Genomic DNA, 17,006 nt, shown 5'->3' with positions numbered 1-17,006 from the left:
CGGGGATCAGTCGTCCGAGTAGCGCTGCTCGGCCCACGGGTCGCCGCGCATGTGATAGCCGCGCTCCTCCCAGAAGCCGGCCTTGTCGCGGGCGATGAACTCGATGCCCTTCAGCCACTTGGCGCTCTTCCAGAAATACAGGTGAGGCACCACGAGGCGCACCGGCGCGCCGTGCTCCTGGGTCAGGGGCGCCCCCTCCCACGAATGGGCCAGCAGCGCGTCCTCCACGGCGAAATCGGCGAGGGGCAGGTTGGTGGTGTAGCCGTCGTAGCTGTGCAGCATCACCGCCGCCGCATGGGGCGCAGGGCGCACCAGCTCCATGAGGTCGCGGGTGAGCACGCCCTCCCACGTGTTGTCATAGCGTGACCACGTGGTCACGCAGTGGATGTCGCTCACGTTGCGGCTCTGGGGCAGCGCGGTGAAAGCCGCCCAGTCGAGCGAGACGGCGTGCTCCACTGCGCCGGAAATGTCGAGCCGGAAGGCCTCGCGCGTCACCACCGGCTGGAGGCCGAGGTCCAGCACCGGCCAGTCGCGCACCAGATGCTGGCCCGGCGGCAGGCGTTCTGAGTCCGGACGGGAGATGCGGCCGGTGAGGAAGCGGCCTTCCTCGGCCCAGCGCTGCTTCGTGGTGGTGAGCTTGGTGTCGGGGGGTACGGCGTCTTCGCTCATGGCGGCAACTCCTGGCGGGGCGGTTCCAGGCGGAAGGAGCGCCCATGATGCCACGCCGGCGCCGCCCGCGAAACGTTCGCCGTCCTACCCCCACCTCGGCCCGCGCGCTTGCCCTCGCGGCTGCGGTGTGGGAGAGGGCTCGCCCGAAGGCGGCTTTCAGGAGATTTCGGCGTGGCGCAGACGGCAGCGGGGTTTGCGGATCTGACGGCGGAGCTCGCCCCGCGCCTGCCCGAGCTGCGCGGTACGCTGAGCGCCAACGCTCCTCTGGCGGAGCTCACCTGGTTCCGCGTCGGCGGCCCGGCCCAGCTGCTACTGGCGCCCGCCGATGCCGACGACCTCGCTTATGTGCTTGGACGCATCCCGGCCGACCTGCCGGTGACGGTGATCGGCCTCGGCTCCAACCTCATCGTGCGCGACGGCGGGGTGCCCGGCCTCGTCGTGCGCCTCGGCCGCGGCTTCACCGATGTGAGCGTCGAGGGCAGCCGTATTACAGCCGGCGCCGGGGTCCCGGACGTGAAGGTGGCCCGCGCCGCCGCCGATGCCGGGCTTGCCGGCTTCGCCTTCCTGCGCGGCATTCCCGGCGCCGTGGGCGGCGTGCTGCGCATGAACGGCGGTGCCTACGGCGGCGAGACGAAGGACATCCTGGTGGAGGCGGAGGGCGTCACCCGCGCCGGCGCGAAGGTGCGTTACGACAATGCGCAGATGAGCTTCACCTATCGCCATTGCGCCGTGCCCGACGACGTGATCTTCACCCGCGCCACCTTCGAGGGCCGCCCCGGCGATCCGGCCGCCATCGCGGCGGAGATGGCCAAGATCACCGAGAGCCGGGAGGCAACCCAGCCCATCAAGAGCCGCACCGGCGGCTCCACCTTCAAGAACCCGCCCGGCACCAGCGCCTGGAAGCTGGTGGACGCCGCCGGCTGCCGCGGCCTCACCATCGGGCGCGCACAGGTCTCCGAGCTGCACACCAATTTCCTCATCAACCTCGGCGGCGCCACGGCGGCGGAGATCGAGGGTCTGGGCGAGGAGGTGCGCCGCCGCGTCAAGGCGCAGTCCGGCGTGGAGCTGGAGTGGGAGATCAAGCGCATCGGTCTGCCGCTCGCCGCAGGCTGAAGCGTTAGCAAAACGGAAATCGACGCGGCGCCATGGTGCTGGCGCAAAGGTGCTCTCTTGAGCGCTATCGCCGACGCGTGCCGGCGGCGCAACGAACGGGAATGGGCTGATGGCGAAACATGTGGCGGTGCTGATGGGCGGCTGGTCCTCCGAGCGCGAGGTCTCCCTGCGCTCCGGCGCCGCCTGCGCCGCCGCCCTGGAGGGTGCGGGCTATCAGGTGACGCGGGTGGACGTGGCGCGCGACGTCGCCGAGGTGCTGGCGAAGCTCAAGCCTGACGTGGTGTTCAACGTGCTCCACGGCGCCCCGGGGGAGGACGGCACCATCCAGGGCATCCTCGAAATCCTGCGCATCCCCTACAGCCACTCGGGCGTGCTGGCCTCGGCGCTGGCTATGGACAAGGCACAGGCCCGCATCACGCTCGCCGCAGCCGGAGTGCCGGTGGCGGAGGGGCGGCTCGTCGCCCGCGCCGAGGCGGCCCGCACGCACGCCATGGCGCGGCCCTACGTGCTGAAGCCCAACACCGGCGGCTCCAGCGTCGGCGTCTTCATCGTCCGCGAGGACCAGGAGTACCCGCCGCAGGAATTGACCCGCGAGGATTGGACGCTGGGCGAAAATCTTCTTGTGGAAGAATTCATCCCCGGGCTCGAGCTGACCTGCGCCGTGATGGGCGACAAGGTGCTCGATGTCATTGAAATCGAGTCCACGCAGAAGTTTTACGATTACGAAAGCAAGTATGCACCGGGTGGTTCGCGACACATCCTTCCGGCTCGGATTTTACCTGAAATTTACCAACGGGTGCAGATGTTAAGTCTCACGGCACACCGAGCTCTCGGATGCCGGGGGGTGTCGCGAAGCGACTTCCGCTTCGATCCCTCGAAGGGCGATGCCTCGGGCCTCGTCTGCCTCGAGGTCAACACCCAGCCCGGCATGACGGAAACCTCGCTGGTGCCCGAACTGGCCGCCCACGTGGGCATCTCATTCGGCGAGCTTGTGACATGGATGGTGGAGGACGCATCGCTGGAGCGCTGAAGCGCAAGGCGATCCTGTGGAGCCACCGGGTGGACCCGCATGCCCGTTGATACGCCGCCGTTCCTCACCAGCCGGCCGCGCTCCGGCCCGCCGCTGCACCCGCGGCGCCGGCCCCCGGTCAAGGGGGCGGCGCACCCGCCGCCCGGCCGGCACAAGCGCCTTGCCATCGAGCCGCGTCCGGCGAGCCGCCTCGCGCTGCTGTTGCGCCGCCTTTCGGTGCGCATGTCCACGTCCCGCCTCGGCCGGCGCAGCGCCAGCCTCCTCACCGTCGCGGTGATCGGCGGCTTTTCGGCCTATGGCGTCGCGGTGGGCGGCCATGTGGAGGAAGCCAAGGGCATCGTGCTCGATATCGCCGACGCGGCGGGCAACATCGCCGGCTTCAAGGTGAAGGAAGTCAACGTCGCCGGGCACAATCACGTCACGCCCCGCGAGATCCTGGAGACGGCCGGCATCAAGTCGTCCACCTCCATCCTCTTCCTGAACGCCGACGACATGCGCGCACGCCTCGAGGCGCTGCCCTGGATCGCCAGCGCCAGCGTGCGCAAATTCTATCCCGACCGCATCGACATCGCGGTCACCGAGCGCGAGGCCTACGCGCTGTGGCAGGTCAACGGGGAGATCAAGGTCATCGCCCGCGACGGCATCCCCATCGCCCCCTATTCCGACGACCCGCGCTACGTGCAATTGCCTATCGTGGTGGGCGAGGGGGCGCAGAAGCAGGTGGGCGCGGTGGTGGATGCGCTCGCCCGCCTGCCGGCGCTGCGCGACCAGGTGCGCGCCGCCATCCTCGTCGCCGAAAGGCGCTGGACGCTGAAGATGCGCAACGGAATCGACGTGCGCCTGCCCGAGGAGAACATGGAGGAGGCCCTCGTCGCCCTCATGGACCTCGACCGCGAGAAGAAGCTTCTCACCCGCGACATCACCATCATCGACCTGCGCCTGCCCGATCGCGTGGTGGTGCGCCAGTCGGACGCCGCCGCCGCCGCCCGGGCCGAGATGCTCAAGGCGCGCGCCAAGGCCAAGAAAGGAGGACCCGCATGAGGCAGAGGCTCGCCCAGGGGTTCGCGCCGAAGATGCGTCCGCTGCCGCCGAAGAAGAGCGGCATCGTGGGCGTGCTCGATATCGGCACCAGCAAGGTGGTGTGCGCCATCGCTCGCCTCAAGCCGCGCGGCGCGTCCGACGTGCTCACACGGCGCACCCACGCCATCGACGTGCTCGGGATAGGCCACACCCGCGCCCACGGCATCAAGGGCGGCGCGGTGGTGGACATGGCGAAGGCCGAGCTCGCCATCCGCCAGGCGGTGGACATGGCCGAGCGGGCCTCCGGCGTGCAGATCGCCTCGGTGGTGGTGGGCGTCTCCGGCGGGCGGCTCGCCTCGCAGCATTACGAGGCGGCGGTGCGCCTCTCCGCCCCGGCGGTGGAGGAGTTCGACATCCGCCGCGTGCTGGAGGCCGCCTCCACCTATGCGGTCGGCGACGGTCGCGCCGTGATGCACGCGCTGCCCGTGGGCTATTCGCTGGACGGCCGGCGCGGCATCGGCGAGCCGTGCGGCATGCTCGGGCGCGAGCTCGGCGCCGATATGCACGTCATCACCGCAGATCTCACAGCGCTGAAGAATCTCGTGCTCTGCATCGAGCGCTGCCATCTCTCCATCGAGGCCATGGTGGCGGCGCCCTATGCGGCGGCGCTGTCCTCCCTCACCGACGACGAGATGGAGCTCGGCGTCACCCTCATCGACATGGGCGCCGGCACCACCACCTTCTCCATCGTCGCCGGCGGCCACTGCCTCTATGTGGACGGCGTGGCGCTGGGCGGCCAGCACATCACCAACGACGTCGCCCGCGGCCTGCCGGCGCGCCTCTCCGATGCCGAGCGGCTGAAGGCGCTGCATGGCGCCGTGGTGGCGGTCTCCTCGGACGACCACGACATGCTCACCGTGCCGCCCTTGTCAGGTGATTCGCGCGACCAGCCGCACATGGTCCCGAAATCCCGCCTCGTGACCATCGTCCGCCCGCGGGCGGAGGAAATTGTCGAGTTGGTGCGCGACCGCCTCAAGGCCTCCGGCCATGCCGGCGATGCCGGCCGGCGCATCGTGCTCACCGGCGGCGCGGCGCAACTGCAGGGGCTCGCCGATCTCGTGGCGCGGCTCATCGGTCCACAGGTGCGAATCGGCCGGCCGCTCGGTGTCTCGCGCCTGCCGGAGGCGGCGCGCGGCGCCGCGTTCGCGGTGACGGCCGGGCTTCTGGTCTATCCGCAGGTGGCCGGGCTCGAGCATTTCGAGCCGCGCCGGCGGCAGGCAGCCGTGGGTGAGGGACCGGGATATTTCGGTCGCGTCGGCCGCTGGCTGAAGGACAGCTTTTAGACATGGTTAACGATAGCTGTCGTAACAAAGAGGTCATCAAGGATTCGCGAGCGGCGGACAGGGCCAATCGGGACGGAGCAATAGCATGACGATTAACCTTCAGATGCCCGACATTCGTGAGCTTCGTCCCCGGATCACGGTGTTCGGCGTGGGTGGCGCCGGGGGGAATGCGGTGAACAACATGATCACCGCCGGGCTCCACGGGGTGGAGTTCGTGGTGGCCAACACCGATGCCCAGGCCCTGTCGCTGACCAAGGCCGAGCGTGTGGTCCAGATGGGCGTGGCGGTGACCGAGGGCCTCGGTGCCGGCTCCCAGCCCGAGGTTGGCCGCGCCGCCGCCGAGGAAGTCATCGACGAGATCCGCGATCACCTGTCCGGCTCGCACATGGTGTTCATCACCGCCGGCATGGGCGGCGGCACCGGCACGGGCGCCGCTCCCGTGGTGGCACGCGCCGCCCGCGAACTCGGCATCCTCACGGTGGGCGTGGTCACCAAGCCCTTCCACTTCGAGGGCGCCCGGCGCATGCGCGTGGCCGAGCACGGCATCAGCGAGCTGCAGAAGAGCGTCGACACCCTCATCGTCATCCCGAACCAGAACCTGTTCCGGGTGGCCAACGAGAAGACCACCTTCGCCGACGCCTTCGCCATGGCCGACCAGGTGCTCTACTCGGGCGTCGCCTGCATCACCGACCTGATGGTGAAGGAAGGCCTCATCAACCTCGATTTCGCCGACGTGCGCGCCGTGATGCGCGACATGGGCAAGGCGATGATGGGCACGGGCGAGGCCTCCGGCGACAAGCGCGCCATCCAGGCGGCCGAGGCGGCCATCGCCAACCCGCTGCTGGACGAGACCTCCATGCGCGGCGCCGGCGGCCTGCTGATCTCCATCACCGGCGGCAAGGACATGACGCTGTTCGAGGTGGACGAGGCCGCGACCCGCATCCGCGAGGAAGTGGACCCCGACGCCAACATCATCCTCGGCGCCACCTTCGACGAGGTGCTCGACGGCATCATCCGCGTGTCGGTGGTGGCCACCGGCATCGACCCCGCCGTGATCCCCGAGCAGATCCAGCCGGCCACCGACCGCTTCCCCGAGCTCGCCGGCCGCAAGATGTCCAACGCCGGCCGCGTGGCCGTGGAACAGGCCCGCGAGGCCCAGATCCGCAGCGCGGTGGCCTCGATCCAGGCCGAGGACCTCATCGGCATGGAGGACGCCCAGCAGAGCGCCCAGGCCTATGCGCCCCAGAGCTACGCGCCGCAGGCCGCCCAGGCCTACGCCCCGCATCCCGCGCCCCAGCCGACCCCGGCCGAGCGCGCCGTCGCCATCGACGACGTGACCATCCGCTCGGCGCCGCCCAAGCCCACCTATTTCGCCGAGCCGGAGCCCGCTCCTGCCCCCGCGCCCATGGTGGAGGACGAGTTCGCGCCCTACATCCCGCCGGCCGGCCAGCGCCCGCGCTCGCCGCGCATGCCGCGGGTGGACGAACTGCCGCTGCCGGCGCAGAACCAGATCCGCGCCCAGCGCGGCGAGCCGCCGGTGGAGCAGGCCCAGCCCGACAAGAAGCGCATGACCCTGCTCCAGCGCCTCGCCCACGTGGGCCGGCGCGAGGAGCCGGAAGCCGAGCCGGCCCGCCGCGAGCAGCCGAGCATGCGGGCGCCGGAGCGCCGCCCCGCCGAGCCCCGTCCCGAGGGCCGCGGCGATGCGCGCCCGACCCTGCCGGGCCGACCCGGCGAGCCGCCGGTGTCCGAGTTCGCCAAGCGTCCGCCGGCCCGCCCGGCCGCCGAGGTGCCGTCCCGCCCGGGTCCGCACCGCGACGAGGACGACCAGCTGGAGATTCCCGCCTTTCTGCGCCGCCAGGCCAACTGACGGCACGCGCATCACACGGCCGGCGCGGGAGACCCCCCGTGCCGGCCGTTTCTTCTTCCCTCGTTTCGTCGCTTTTTCGCCCGGCCCATTAAGGCGCCGGGCGGAAGGTTCCCGGCCGGTTCGCGATTGGCGGAACCCTGTTGCCGAAACACCACAGCCCGCCCGATTCGTGCTCCGAACCCTCGCGAAAAGGCTGTAACACAGGCCCTTTCGAGCCCCGGAATGTCGGTATCAAGGCATTGATAGTTAATGAGAAATTGCGAGAAAGGGTCAGTAACATCGGGTAAGCAAGCGTGATTTGGCGCACTCCATCCCGACGACTAGGGTGCACCCATCCTGACGGGCCGACTCGCCTCCCGCGTTGACAGTTTCTTCGTACAACCGGGGCGAAAGTTGGCGCTGAAGGTGAAGGTTTGAGGGAAGGAGTGCGGCAGCCTCGGGTCAAAGGCCCGGTTGCCGGAAAGCTTCCCCAACATGGGACGCGCCGACGATGCAGACCACTCTGGCTCGCGAGATTGCACTGAAGGGTGTCGGCGTTCACGCCGGGGTCGAGGCGACCCTCACCCTCAAGCCCGCTTCCGCGAACACCGGCGTCGTCTTCATCCGCTCTTTCGCCGATCAGGCGCCCCGCAAGGCCACCGTCAACCGCCATTCCGTCCAGGCCACCGACCTCGCCACCGTTCTCGGTGACCGCTCCGGCGCGCTCGTCTCCACCGTGGAGCACATTCTCGCGGCCCTGAGCGGCGTCGGCGTGGACAACGCCGTGGTGGAGATCGACGGCCCGGAAGTTCCGATCCTCGACGGCAGCGCCACCGACTTCGTGGCTGCCATCGACGCCGCCGGCATCGCCGAGGTGCGCGGCCGCCGCAAGTATCTCAAGGTCCTGAAGCCGGTTCGTGTCGAGAACGGCGCCTCTTTCGGTGAGCTTCTGCCCTACGAAGCGGGTTTTCGCCTCGAGGTGGAGATCGAGTTCGGCCACGAGGCCATCGGCCGCCAGCGCTTCGCTGCCACCATGTCGCCGGCGGTGTTCCGCCGCGAACTGGCTTCGGCCCGCACCTTTGGCTTCCTCAAGGATGTGGAGCGCCTGCGCTCTGCCGGCTATGCCCGCGGCGCCGCGCTCGAAAACACCGTCTGCCTCGACGACGGCGGCATCCTCAACCCCGAGGGCCTGCGCTTCTCCGACGAGTTCGTGCGGCACAAGGCCCTCGACGCGGTGGGCGACCTCGCCCTTGCCGGCCTGCCGCTGCTGGCCCGCTACCGCTCCTTCCGCGGCGGTCACAAGCTGAATTTCTCGGTGGTGGACGCCCTCCTTGCGGATCGCTCGTCCTACGCCATCGTCGAGGCTCCCGCCCGGCCTGTTCGCGACACGGTCGGCGCCGAGATCGGCGTTTCCAGCCCGGTGCCGGTGTTCGCCCCGGAAATCTGATCGCGCTCTCTTCCGAAGCGGCGGCGCCCCTCGCGGGCGCCGTTGGCGTTTATAAGGCCGCCGTGCATCCCGGCGGTTGCGGTTTGTTAACCGCGCCGACATTTCATGGCCCCCAGCCGGTCCGGCGGCGTGATCGGGCGCGGGCCCTTCAATGGTGAGCCGGCGTTGCGGCGGGGCCACAGCCGTGCGCAAGAGCACGCATCCCGTCCACCGCCGCCACATTGCCGACCGAAAGGCCCGATAGCGCGGACAGTGCAGTTTTCTGGCGCGGGGGCGACCGGGCGGGGCGGCCCCCTCTGACAGCCGGACGGCCTGCTTTCCCACGCGGGGCAGCGGACCGGAGGACGGCTCGGTCGAGCCAATGCCGGCTTGCGAAGAGACGGGCCGACGACGAGCGGGAGGACGATGCGGGGGCGCCCAGGGCGGTTGATCCGGCCGGCGCGGTTTCCCTGCGCCGGATCCTCCATTACAAGCGACGCCTTGAGGCGCGGGACGGAAGCTGAACCGTGATGCGATTCTTGAACGATGTCCTGAAGGTGTCCGCGCTGCGCCGCGGTGGCGCGTTGGCGCTCGCCCTGACCCTGGGCCTCCTGCTGTCCGCCTGCGCCAGCGACAAGGACGACGTGCTGCCGCCTGACGAGCCGGCGGAGAAGATCTATAACGAGGGCCTCACCCTCCTGCGTCGGCAGGAGCCGGAGAAGGCAGCGAAGCGCTTCGAGGACGTGGACCGCACCCACCCCTATTCGGAATGGGCGCGCAAGTCCCTGCTGATGACGACCTATTCCTATTTCGAGGCGGGCAAGTACGACGAGGCCATCGGCTCGGGCCGCCGCTACGTGGCGCTCTACCCCGGATCGGCCGATGCCGCCTACGCGCAGTATCTCGTGGCGTCCGCCCTGTACGAAAACATCCCCGACATCACCCGCGACCAGCGCAAGACCCGTCAGGCCCTCGATGCCCTCGAGGACGTGGTGCGCAAGTATCCCAACACGGAATACGCCGCCACCGCGAAGAAGAAGATCGAGGTGGCCCGCGACCAGCTCGCCGGCAAGGAGATGATGATCGGGCGCTACTATCTGGAGCAGCGCAACTACACCGGCGCCATCAACCGCTTCAAGATCGTGGTGACGCAGTATCAGACCACCCGGCAGGTCGAAGAGGCGCTCTATCGCCTCACCGAGGCCTACATGGCCCTCGGCGTGGTGAGCGAGGCGCAGACCGCCGCGGCCGTGCTTGCCTATAACTTCCCCGACAGCCCGTGGTATAAGGACGCCTACAAGCTGGTTCAGGCGAGTGGCGCCGAACCGCAGGAAAACAAGGCGTCCTGGATCAGCCAGGCGTTCAAGAAGATGGGGCTCGGCTGATCATCCATGCTGGCGGCGCTCTCGATCAGGGACATCGTCCTCATCGAGAAGCTCGATCTCGCTCTCGCTGAAGGCCTCACGGTCCTCACGGGCGAGACGGGTGCTGGCAAGTCGATCCTGCTCGATGCCGTGTCCCTCGCCCTTGGCGGGCGGGGCGACGGCGCCCTGGTCCGCCACGGCCAGACTAAGGGGCAGGTGACGCTCACCTTCGACCTTCCGCTCGATCATCCCGCCCACGCGATGCTCGCCGCCGCCGAGCTGCCGGACGAGGGGCCGCTGGTGATCCGCCGCATCCAGATGGCCGACGGGCGCACCCGCGCCAGCATCAACGAGGAGGCCGTGAGCGTGCAGACGCTCCGCCTCATCGGCGCGAGCCTCGTGGAACTGCATGGCCAGCACGACGACCGCGCCATGGTGGACCCGGCGAGCCACCGCCAGCTCCTGGACGCCTTCGGCGGGCTCGGTGCCGAGGCGATCGCGGTGGGTGACCTCTGGCGGAGGTGGCGCGTGGCGCAGGAGGAGGCGCAGGCCGAGCGCGACCGGCTCGAGGCCGCCGCCCGCGACGCCGACTTCATCCGCCATGCGGTGGAGGAACTGACCGCCCTCGCGCCCGAGCCCGGCGAGGAGGCGTCGCTTTCGGAGCGGCGCACTGCCATGATGCGGTCCGAGAAGATCGCCGCCGACCTCGACGAGGCCCTCGATGCGGTCTCCGGCGGCAGCTCCCCCGTCCCCTCCCTCGCCGCCGCCGTCCGCCGGCTGGAACGCCGCGCCGGCGAGGCGCAGGATCTGGTGCGACCTGCGGTGGAAGCTATCGACCAGGCGCTCGACGCGCTGGAGACGGCGCGCCTCCATCTGGAGGCAGCGCGCGCCGATGCCGATTTCGAGCCGCGCGAGCTGGAGCGCATCGAGGAGCGCCTGTTCGGCCTGCGCGCCGCGGCGCGGAAATATCATGCCAGCGCCGACGACCTTCCCACCGTCGCGGCACGCTATATCGCCGATCTGGAGCGCCTGGATCGCAGCGCCGCCACCCTCGCCCGGCTGGAGGCCGCAGTGGCCGAGGCCGGCGCGGCCTATGGCATGGCGGCGGAGGCGCTGTCGCGCGGGCGCCATGCCGCCGCCGCCGTGCTGGATGCCGCCGTTGGTGCCGAGCTGCCGCCCCTGAAGCTGGAGCGTGCGGCCTTCATCACCCGCGTGACCAGCGATCCCTCGGCGGCCGGGCCGGGCGGGCACGACCAGGTGGAGTTCTGGGTGCGGACCAATCCCGGTACGCGACCTGGCGCCCTGATGAAGGTCGCCTCAGGCGGCGAGCTGGCGCGCTTTCTCCTGGCCCTGAAGGTGGTGCTGGCGGATCGCGGCTCGGCGCCCACTTTGATCTTCGACGAGATCGACACGGGCGTGGGCGGCGCCGTGGCGGATGCCATCGGCCAGCGGCTCGGCCGCCTTGCCGACCGCGTCCAGGTGCTGTGCGTGACCCATGCCCCGCAGGTGGCGGCGCGCGCGCGTAACCATCTTCTCATCGCCAAGGCCAGCCTCGCCGATCCTGCCGAACTCGATGCGCCGGTGACGACCCGGGTCGCCGCCCTCACCGCCGCGACCCGCCGCGAGGAGATCGCCCGCATGCTTGCCGGCGCTACCGTGACCGCCGAGGCCCGCGCCGCCGCCGATCGCCTGCTGAAGGCCGCGCGCTGACGACGGCGAGGTGATTCGGCCCCGGGCGGGATCGCTCACTCGCCCGAGGGCTTGTCCCGCCGCAGGGATTTTACCTGCCCGCGCCGGTCCTTGGCGGCAAGGCGGCGCTCCTTGGAGGCGAGGGTGGGCCGTGTCGGCCGCCGCACCGGCGCGACAATGGTGGCCGAGCGAATCAACTCCACCAGCCGGGCGAGCGCGTCCTCGCGATTGCGCTCCTGGGTGCGGAAGCGCTGGGCCTGGATGATGATGACGCCATCCTGCGTCATGCGCTTGCCGGCAAGGCGCACGAGCCGCGCCTTCACGCCTTCGGGCAGATTGGGCGAGGCAGCCGCATCGAAACGCAGCTGCACCGCGCTCGACACCTTGTTGACGTTCTGCCCGCCGGGACCCGAGGCCCGCACGAAGGCGAGCTCGATCTCGTCTTCGGCGATGGCGATGCGGGCGGTGATCTCGATCATGGCGCACCCTTTCCGGGCGCACCATAAGCGGGGCCCGCGGCGGCGGGCAAATGGCCGGCGCGCGGAGCGGTCAGTTACGGCCGCGTGCGCGCCGCAGGTCAGATCGCGTGGCGATTCGCGGTGGGGCCGAAATGCTCCACGTAGCGCGGGCTGATGACCGACACGGGCAGGATGATGAGCACGTCCGTGGTGCCGAACTGGTGGTCCACCACGGCGCCGTCGCCCACGAAGCCGCCGAGGCGCAGATAGCCCTTGATGAGCGGCGGCAGCGCCTGCAGCGCCGCCTTCGGATTGATCTCTGCCTTCGCCAGCCGGTCCATGGCGACCCGGCGGCCGTCCACCGCGCGGGCGCGCCATTCCTGCGGAGCGAGCGCATTGTGGTGCAGGAAGGACAGGGGCAGGGCGAGCTGGGAGGGATCGGTGCCCTCGAGGCTGGCGCAGCCGAACATCACGTCGATCCGGTTGCGCAGGATGTAGGTCCACACCCCGTGCCAGAGCAGTTCCACCGTCCGCTTGTTGCGATAGGGCTTGAGCACGCAGGAGCGCCCGAGCTCAAGGAATTTGAGATCGCGGTGCGCGTCGATCACGCCGCGCACGTCGAACTCGCCCTGGGTGTAGAAACCGCCGTGGCGCACCGCCACGTCCTGGCGCAGCAGCCGATACGTGCCCACCACCTTGGGCTTGCGGCGGCCGAGCACGATCTTGCCCGCATCATGGTCGAGCACCAGGATGTGCTCGCAGATGGTGTCGAAGCTGTCCATGTCCCGGCGGGCGAGGCGGGTCGTGGCGTCCGGCACCGCAGACATTTCCTCGTAGAACACCTTGTAGCGCAGGCGCTGGGCCCGGCGCACGTCGCGCGCCGTGCGGGCGAGCCGCACCTCCAGCGCGCCGAGGCGGCCAAGCACCACGCTCTCCGGCGCGCTCGGCATGGCGTCGCGGTGGCGCAGCCCGGAATAGGCGCGCAGGTCGGTGACCAGCTTCTGGGGGGCGGGCAGGGCCGCGCGGCCGCCCGGCGTTCCGAACAACGGATGGGCGGCGGGATCGGCCCCGAACAGGAATGGCGCGGCGGGCTTGGGCCGCTCGCCGGCGGCCGCACCGTTCGCGTTGGCAAAATCCTTGGCGAAGTCCTTGGCGAAATCCCGGGCCACGTCGATACCGCGCCCGAACAGCGCGGGCAGGTTGAAGCCGGGGTCCGACTGTCCCATTCGTTTCATGCAACGACCCCCTCCCCGGGCCGCCGCCGTCGGCGGGCGCGCCACCACCCAACGCTCGGCGTCGCATCTCGCCGGCTGCGCGCACCCCCCGACGGCAGGCCGGCGGAACGGAAGCGGCGCCACCCCGGCACGCTGCCGGGGACATCCGGAATGTGAACGTCAGCAACACCATAGTTTTCCAACGCCATTGTGACAATGGCGCCGCACGCTGCTCCGCCACCGGGCTATGCGGCTTGCCGCGGCTTGAGCGCGGTGCTAGCGCCGCAGCGCGGGCCGCTGGGCGCCCGCGATTCGCCGTGGGGGACATGATGATCGCGATTGGCAGGATTGAGCTCGCCGCAGCTGCCTGGATCGGCTTCGCTGCTTTTGCACCGGCGCTCGCTCAGCCGCGCCCGGTGCCGGCCGAGGTGGAGCAGGTGGTGGTGGCCGGCTTTGGCCAGATCACCATCGTCACCTACAAGGCGCAGTTCGTTTCAGCCGATCCCGCCACCCGCCGTGTGGTGCTGGAGGGGCCGCTGGGCCGCCGCTGGGCGGTCATCGCCCCGCCGCTGCTGGGCGACCTCTCCGCCTTCCGCAATGGCGAGACCCTGCTCATCCGCGTGGCGCCGGGCATCGTCACCGCGCTGGGCAAGGCGCATCAGGGCAAGCCGGGGGAGGTGATGTCCGAGGTGGCCGTGAACGACGGTCTGCCGGGCTGGCCGGAGGGCTTCGGCATCCGCGAGGTGACCCTCACCACCATCTTCGTGGGCATCGATCCGGCCGCCGGCACGGTGACCTTCGAGGGCCCGGACGGCAACGTGCGGGTGGTGCGCGCGGCCAATGCCCAGGTTCTCGCGGACCTGCAGAAGGTGAACCCGGGCGACCTCGCCCAGATCACCTATCTCGAAGGCCTCGCCATCAACGCGATCCGCTGAGGCAGGTGGCGCGCCAGGGCACTCACGTCCGGCGCGTCCATGTCCGGTGCCGTTCACGCCGCGGCGCGCGGCCGCTCTGCCGCGGCCCGGTAGGCGAGGGCCTCGGCGAGATGGCGCCGGCCGACCCCGTCGGCGCCATCAAGGTCGGCGAGGGTGCGCGCCACCTTGAGCACGCGGTGATAGCCGCGGGCACTGAGCCGCATGGCGTCGGCGGCGTCCCGCAGCAGCAGAGCGCCGCCGGGGTCCGGCGTTGCCACCGCTTCCAGCAGCGGGCCGAAAGCTTCCGCATTGGTGCGCACGTCCGGCCGGCCCAGCGCGGCATAGCGCTCGATCTGGATCTCGCGCGCCATGGCGACCCGTGCCGCAACCTCCCGCGAGCCTTCCGTCGGCGCCGGCAGGACGAGGTCGGAGGCCGACACCGACGGCACCTCCAGATGCATATCGATGCGGTCGAGGAACGGGCCGGACAGGCGCGCCTGGTACTCGTCGGCGCAGCGCGGGCCGCGCTTGCAGGTGAAGCCCGGCTCGCCGGCCCGGCCGCAGCGGCAGGGGTTCATGGCCGCCACCAGCTGGAAGCGGGCGGGATAGGTGACGCGGTGGTTGGCGCGGGCGATCAGCACCTCCCCCGTCTCCAGCGGCTGGCGCAGGGAATCGAGGACTTGAGGCGAGAATTCCGGCAGTTCGTCCAGGAACAGCACGCCATTATGGGCGAGGGAGACCTCGCCCGGCTTGGCCTTGGCACCGCCGCCCACCATGGCCGCCATGCTGGCGGAATGGTGCGGGGCGCGGAACGGGCGGCGGTCCATGAGGGCGCCGTCCTCGATGGTGCCGGACACCGACGCGATCATGGAGACGTCCAGCATCTCGGCCGGGGACAGGGGCGGCAGGATGGAGGGCAGGCGCTGCGCGAGCATGGACTTGCCGGCGCCGGGCGGGCCGACGAAAAGCAGATTGTGGCCGCCCGCCGCCGCCACCTCGAGCGCCCTCTTGGCGGTCTCCTGGCCCTTCACGTCCCTCAGGTCGAGCATGATGTCTCCGGGCGGCTTCATCCGCGGCTCGGGCCGGCCCATCACCTGGCGTCCGGTCATGTGGTTGGCGAGCTGGATCAGGGATTGCGGCGCGAGGATCTGCATGTCCGGACTGGCCCAGGCCGCCTCGGCGCCGCAGGGTGCGGGGCAGATGAGGCCGTGCCCGCGGGCATTGGCGCCGATGGCGGCGGGTAGCACGCCCGCCACCGCCGCGATGGCGCCGTCGAGCGCCAGCTCGCCGACCACGGTGAAGCTGGCGAGGGCGTCCCCCGGAATGGCGCCGATGGCGGCCATCAGCCCCAGCGCGATGGGCAGGTCGTAATGCGAGCCTTCCTTGGGCAGGTCGGCCGGCGCGAGATTGACGGTGATGCGGCGGGCCGGCAGAGCGAGACCGGAGGCGATGAGCGCTGCCCGCACCCGTTCCTTCGCCTCGGTCACCGCCTTGTCCGGCAGGCCGACGATGGTGAAGGCCGGGAGGCCTGCGGCCACGTGCACCTGCACGTCCACGGGGCGCGCCTCAACCCCTTCGAATGCGACTGTCGCCACCCGCTGGATCACTGCCCGCCCTCGCGCTCGTCTGCCACCTAAGGTAGCGGAGGCGGGCATCTCCGGCAAGAACGAAAGCGGAACAATTGCGCTTGCGGTTGGCCGCGGCCATCCTATGCTGACGCGTCAGCCGGGAGATTTACCGATGAGTGCCGCCATGCCGCGCAGCCACGAGGCGCATGTGGCCGAGATGTTCGGGCCGCAGGCCGCCGCTTATGTGGCGAGCGCCGTCCATGCCCGTGGGGCGGACCTTGAAGCCCTCGGCGCGCTGGCGCAGGAGCTGCGGCCGGCGCGGCTTCTCGATCTCGGCTGCGGCGGCGGTCATGTGAGCTTTACCGCCGCGCCCTTCTGCGGAGCGGTGGTGGCTTATGACCTGTCCCCCGACATGCTGGGTGCCGTGGCCGCCGAGGCGTCCGCCCGGGGCCTCACCAACATTTCCACGCAGGAGGGCGTCGCGGAGCGCCTGCCGTTTGCCGACGCCAGCTTCGACATGGTCGCCTCGCGCTACAGCGCGCACCATTGGCGAGATGTGCCTCGAGGTCTCGCCGAAGCGCGACGGGTTTTGAAGGCGGGCGGGGTCGCCGTGTTCATGGATGTCATCGCGCCCGATTGGCCGGTGGCCGACACCTTCCTCCAGACCGTCGAGCTGCTGCGCGATCCCTCCCACGGGCGGGACTACAGCTCGCAGGAATGGGAGCGCTTCGCCGAGGGGGCGGGATTCCGGGTGATGCGGACGGCGCAGCGCCGCATGCGGCTGGAATTCGCATCGTGGGTGGCGCGCATCCGCACGCCGGAGCTGCACGTCGCCGCGATCCGTTCGCTGTTCGCCGGCGCCAGCGCCGACGTGGCGGCGCATTTCGAGTTCGAGCCCGATGGCTCCTTCACCCTCGATACGCTGACGCTGGAGCTGGAGGCCGCCTGAAGCGGCTATTTCTTCTCCAGCAGAAGCTTGCCCTGCTTCTGAATCAGATCTTTCGCCTTGCGGGCGATGAGGTCCAGCATGAAGGGCAGTTCCACCGAAAGATGCACCGCGTCATCCGCCACCTGCAGCGTGCCCTGGGCGCTCTGGCCGAGGGCGGCGATGCGGAAGTCGAGATGCTCTCCGGTCCACACTTCCTCGGTGATGGAGATGTGGCGCGAGAAGCGCTCGCGCACGGAGGAAAGGCCCGCCTGCAGGCGCCGAGTCGCCTCCGCCTTGCCGAGGCGGTGGGGAATTGAGGCGGTGAATGGCTGTCCCATGATGTGTCCTGCGTCTGTTCGGGCCGGCGATCTCCCGTCGTGCCATAAACGCCGCGGGCGGCCCGCGGGTTCTGGCCCGACGGGCG

Annotated in this window: 15 protein-coding genes; 10 read left to right on the top strand and 5 right to left on the bottom strand. The window is 70.2% G+C overall.

The window, feature by feature from the left end; genetic code table 11:
* Nucleotides 1-6: 6 nt before the first annotated feature.
* The gene (locus ABLE93_RS15415; RefSeq protein WP_348840726.1) at nucleotides 7-669 is read right to left on the bottom strand and encodes a sulfite oxidase-like oxidoreductase; all 663 of its coding nucleotides are present in this window, start codon (nucleotides 667-669) and stop codon (nucleotides 7-9) included.
* Between the two features lie 171 nt (nucleotides 670-840).
* On the opposite strand from ABLE93_RS15415, the gene murB reads away from it, so the two are divergent.
* From murB to recN, 8 genes are all read left to right on the top strand, one after another.
* A complete protein-coding gene (gene murB / locus ABLE93_RS15410) occupies nucleotides 841-1,782 on the top strand; it encodes a UDP-N-acetylmuramate dehydrogenase (RefSeq protein WP_348840725.1) in 942 nt (313 codons plus the stop codon).
* Nucleotides 1,783-1,891: 109 nt separating this feature from the next.
* Nucleotides 1,892-2,812, top strand: a complete 921-nt coding sequence (locus ABLE93_RS15405) for a D-alanine--D-alanine ligase (protein ID WP_348840724.1) — start codon at nucleotides 1,892-1,894, stop codon at nucleotides 2,810-2,812.
* Between the two features lie 39 nt (nucleotides 2,813-2,851).
* A complete protein-coding gene (locus ABLE93_RS15400; protein WP_348840723.1) occupies nucleotides 2,852-3,853 on the top strand; it encodes a cell division protein FtsQ/DivIB in 1,002 nt (333 codons plus the stop codon).
* A complete protein-coding gene (gene ftsA / locus ABLE93_RS15395) occupies nucleotides 3,850-5,175 on the top strand; it encodes a cell division protein FtsA (RefSeq protein ID WP_348840722.1) in 1,326 nt (441 codons plus the stop codon). Before ABLE93_RS15400 ends, ftsA begins: the two co-directional genes overlap by 4 nt.
* Before the next feature lie 85 nt (nucleotides 5,176-5,260).
* The gene (gene ftsZ / locus ABLE93_RS15390) at nucleotides 5,261-7,042 is read left to right on the top strand and encodes a cell division protein FtsZ (protein ID WP_348840721.1); all 1,782 of its coding nucleotides are present in this window, start codon (nucleotides 5,261-5,263) and stop codon (nucleotides 7,040-7,042) included.
* Between the two features lie 490 nt (nucleotides 7,043-7,532).
* The gene (gene lpxC, locus ABLE93_RS15385) at nucleotides 7,533-8,468 is read left to right on the top strand and encodes a UDP-3-O-acyl-N-acetylglucosamine deacetylase (RefSeq protein ID WP_348840720.1); all 936 of its coding nucleotides are present in this window, start codon (nucleotides 7,533-7,535) and stop codon (nucleotides 8,466-8,468) included.
* A 509-nt stretch (nucleotides 8,469-8,977) separates the two neighbouring features.
* A complete protein-coding gene (locus ABLE93_RS15380; protein WP_348840719.1) occupies nucleotides 8,978-9,832 on the top strand; it encodes an outer membrane protein assembly factor BamD in 855 nt (284 codons plus the stop codon).
* A 6-nt stretch (nucleotides 9,833-9,838) separates the two neighbouring features.
* Nucleotides 9,839-11,521 (top strand): DNA repair protein RecN, encoded by a 1,683-nt coding sequence (gene recN / locus ABLE93_RS15375; RefSeq protein WP_348840718.1) that lies wholly within the window; start codon nucleotides 9,839-9,841, stop codon nucleotides 11,519-11,521.
* A gap of 35 nt (nucleotides 11,522-11,556) precedes the next feature.
* Here the strand turns inward: recN and arfB are convergent, their stop codons facing one another.
* Together arfB and olsB are read right to left on the bottom strand one after the other, a co-directional pair.
* Nucleotides 11,557-11,979, bottom strand: a complete 423-nt coding sequence (gene arfB / locus ABLE93_RS15370; protein WP_348840717.1) for an alternative ribosome rescue aminoacyl-tRNA hydrolase ArfB — start codon at nucleotides 11,977-11,979, stop codon at nucleotides 11,557-11,559.
* Between the two features lie 98 nt (nucleotides 11,980-12,077).
* Nucleotides 12,078-13,193 (bottom strand): l-ornithine N(alpha)-acyltransferase, encoded by a 1,116-nt coding sequence (gene olsB / locus ABLE93_RS15365; protein WP_348840716.1) that lies wholly within the window; start codon nucleotides 13,191-13,193, stop codon nucleotides 12,078-12,080.
* A 305-nt stretch (nucleotides 13,194-13,498) separates the two neighbouring features.
* Between olsB and ABLE93_RS15360 the strand changes: the two genes are divergently transcribed.
* Nucleotides 13,499-14,107, top strand: a complete 609-nt coding sequence (locus ABLE93_RS15360; protein ID WP_348840714.1) for a hypothetical protein — start codon at nucleotides 13,499-13,501, stop codon at nucleotides 14,105-14,107.
* Nucleotides 14,108-14,160: 53 nt separating this feature from the next.
* Here the strand turns inward: ABLE93_RS15360 and ABLE93_RS15355 are convergent, their stop codons facing one another.
* Nucleotides 14,161-15,693 carry a YifB family Mg chelatase-like AAA ATPase gene (locus ABLE93_RS15355; RefSeq protein ID WP_348840713.1) on the bottom strand — a complete coding sequence of 511 codons (1,533 nt, stop codon included), beginning with the start codon at nucleotides 15,691-15,693 and terminating at the stop codon, nucleotides 14,161-14,163.
* Between the two features lie 133 nt (nucleotides 15,694-15,826).
* On the opposite strand from ABLE93_RS15355, the gene ABLE93_RS15350 reads away from it, so the two are divergent.
* Nucleotides 15,827-16,603 (top strand): class I SAM-dependent methyltransferase, encoded by a 777-nt coding sequence (locus ABLE93_RS15350; RefSeq protein WP_348840712.1) that lies wholly within the window; start codon nucleotides 15,827-15,829, stop codon nucleotides 16,601-16,603.
* 5 nt (nucleotides 16,604-16,608) lie between these two features.
* Here the strand turns inward: ABLE93_RS15350 and ABLE93_RS15345 are convergent, their stop codons facing one another.
* Nucleotides 16,609-16,920, bottom strand: a complete 312-nt coding sequence (locus ABLE93_RS15345) for a polyhydroxyalkanoic acid system family protein (protein ID WP_348840711.1) — start codon at nucleotides 16,918-16,920, stop codon at nucleotides 16,609-16,611.
* Nucleotides 16,921-17,006 lie beyond the last annotated feature (86 nt).

The sequence above is a fragment of the Xanthobacter pollutisoli genome (assembly GCF_040044995.1).
Taxonomy (GTDB): domain Bacteria; phylum Pseudomonadota; class Alphaproteobacteria; order Rhizobiales; family Xanthobacteraceae; genus Xanthobacter.
The sequence above is the reverse complement of the archived record's forward strand: the minus strand, read 5'-3'. Positions and strand labels throughout refer to the sequence as shown.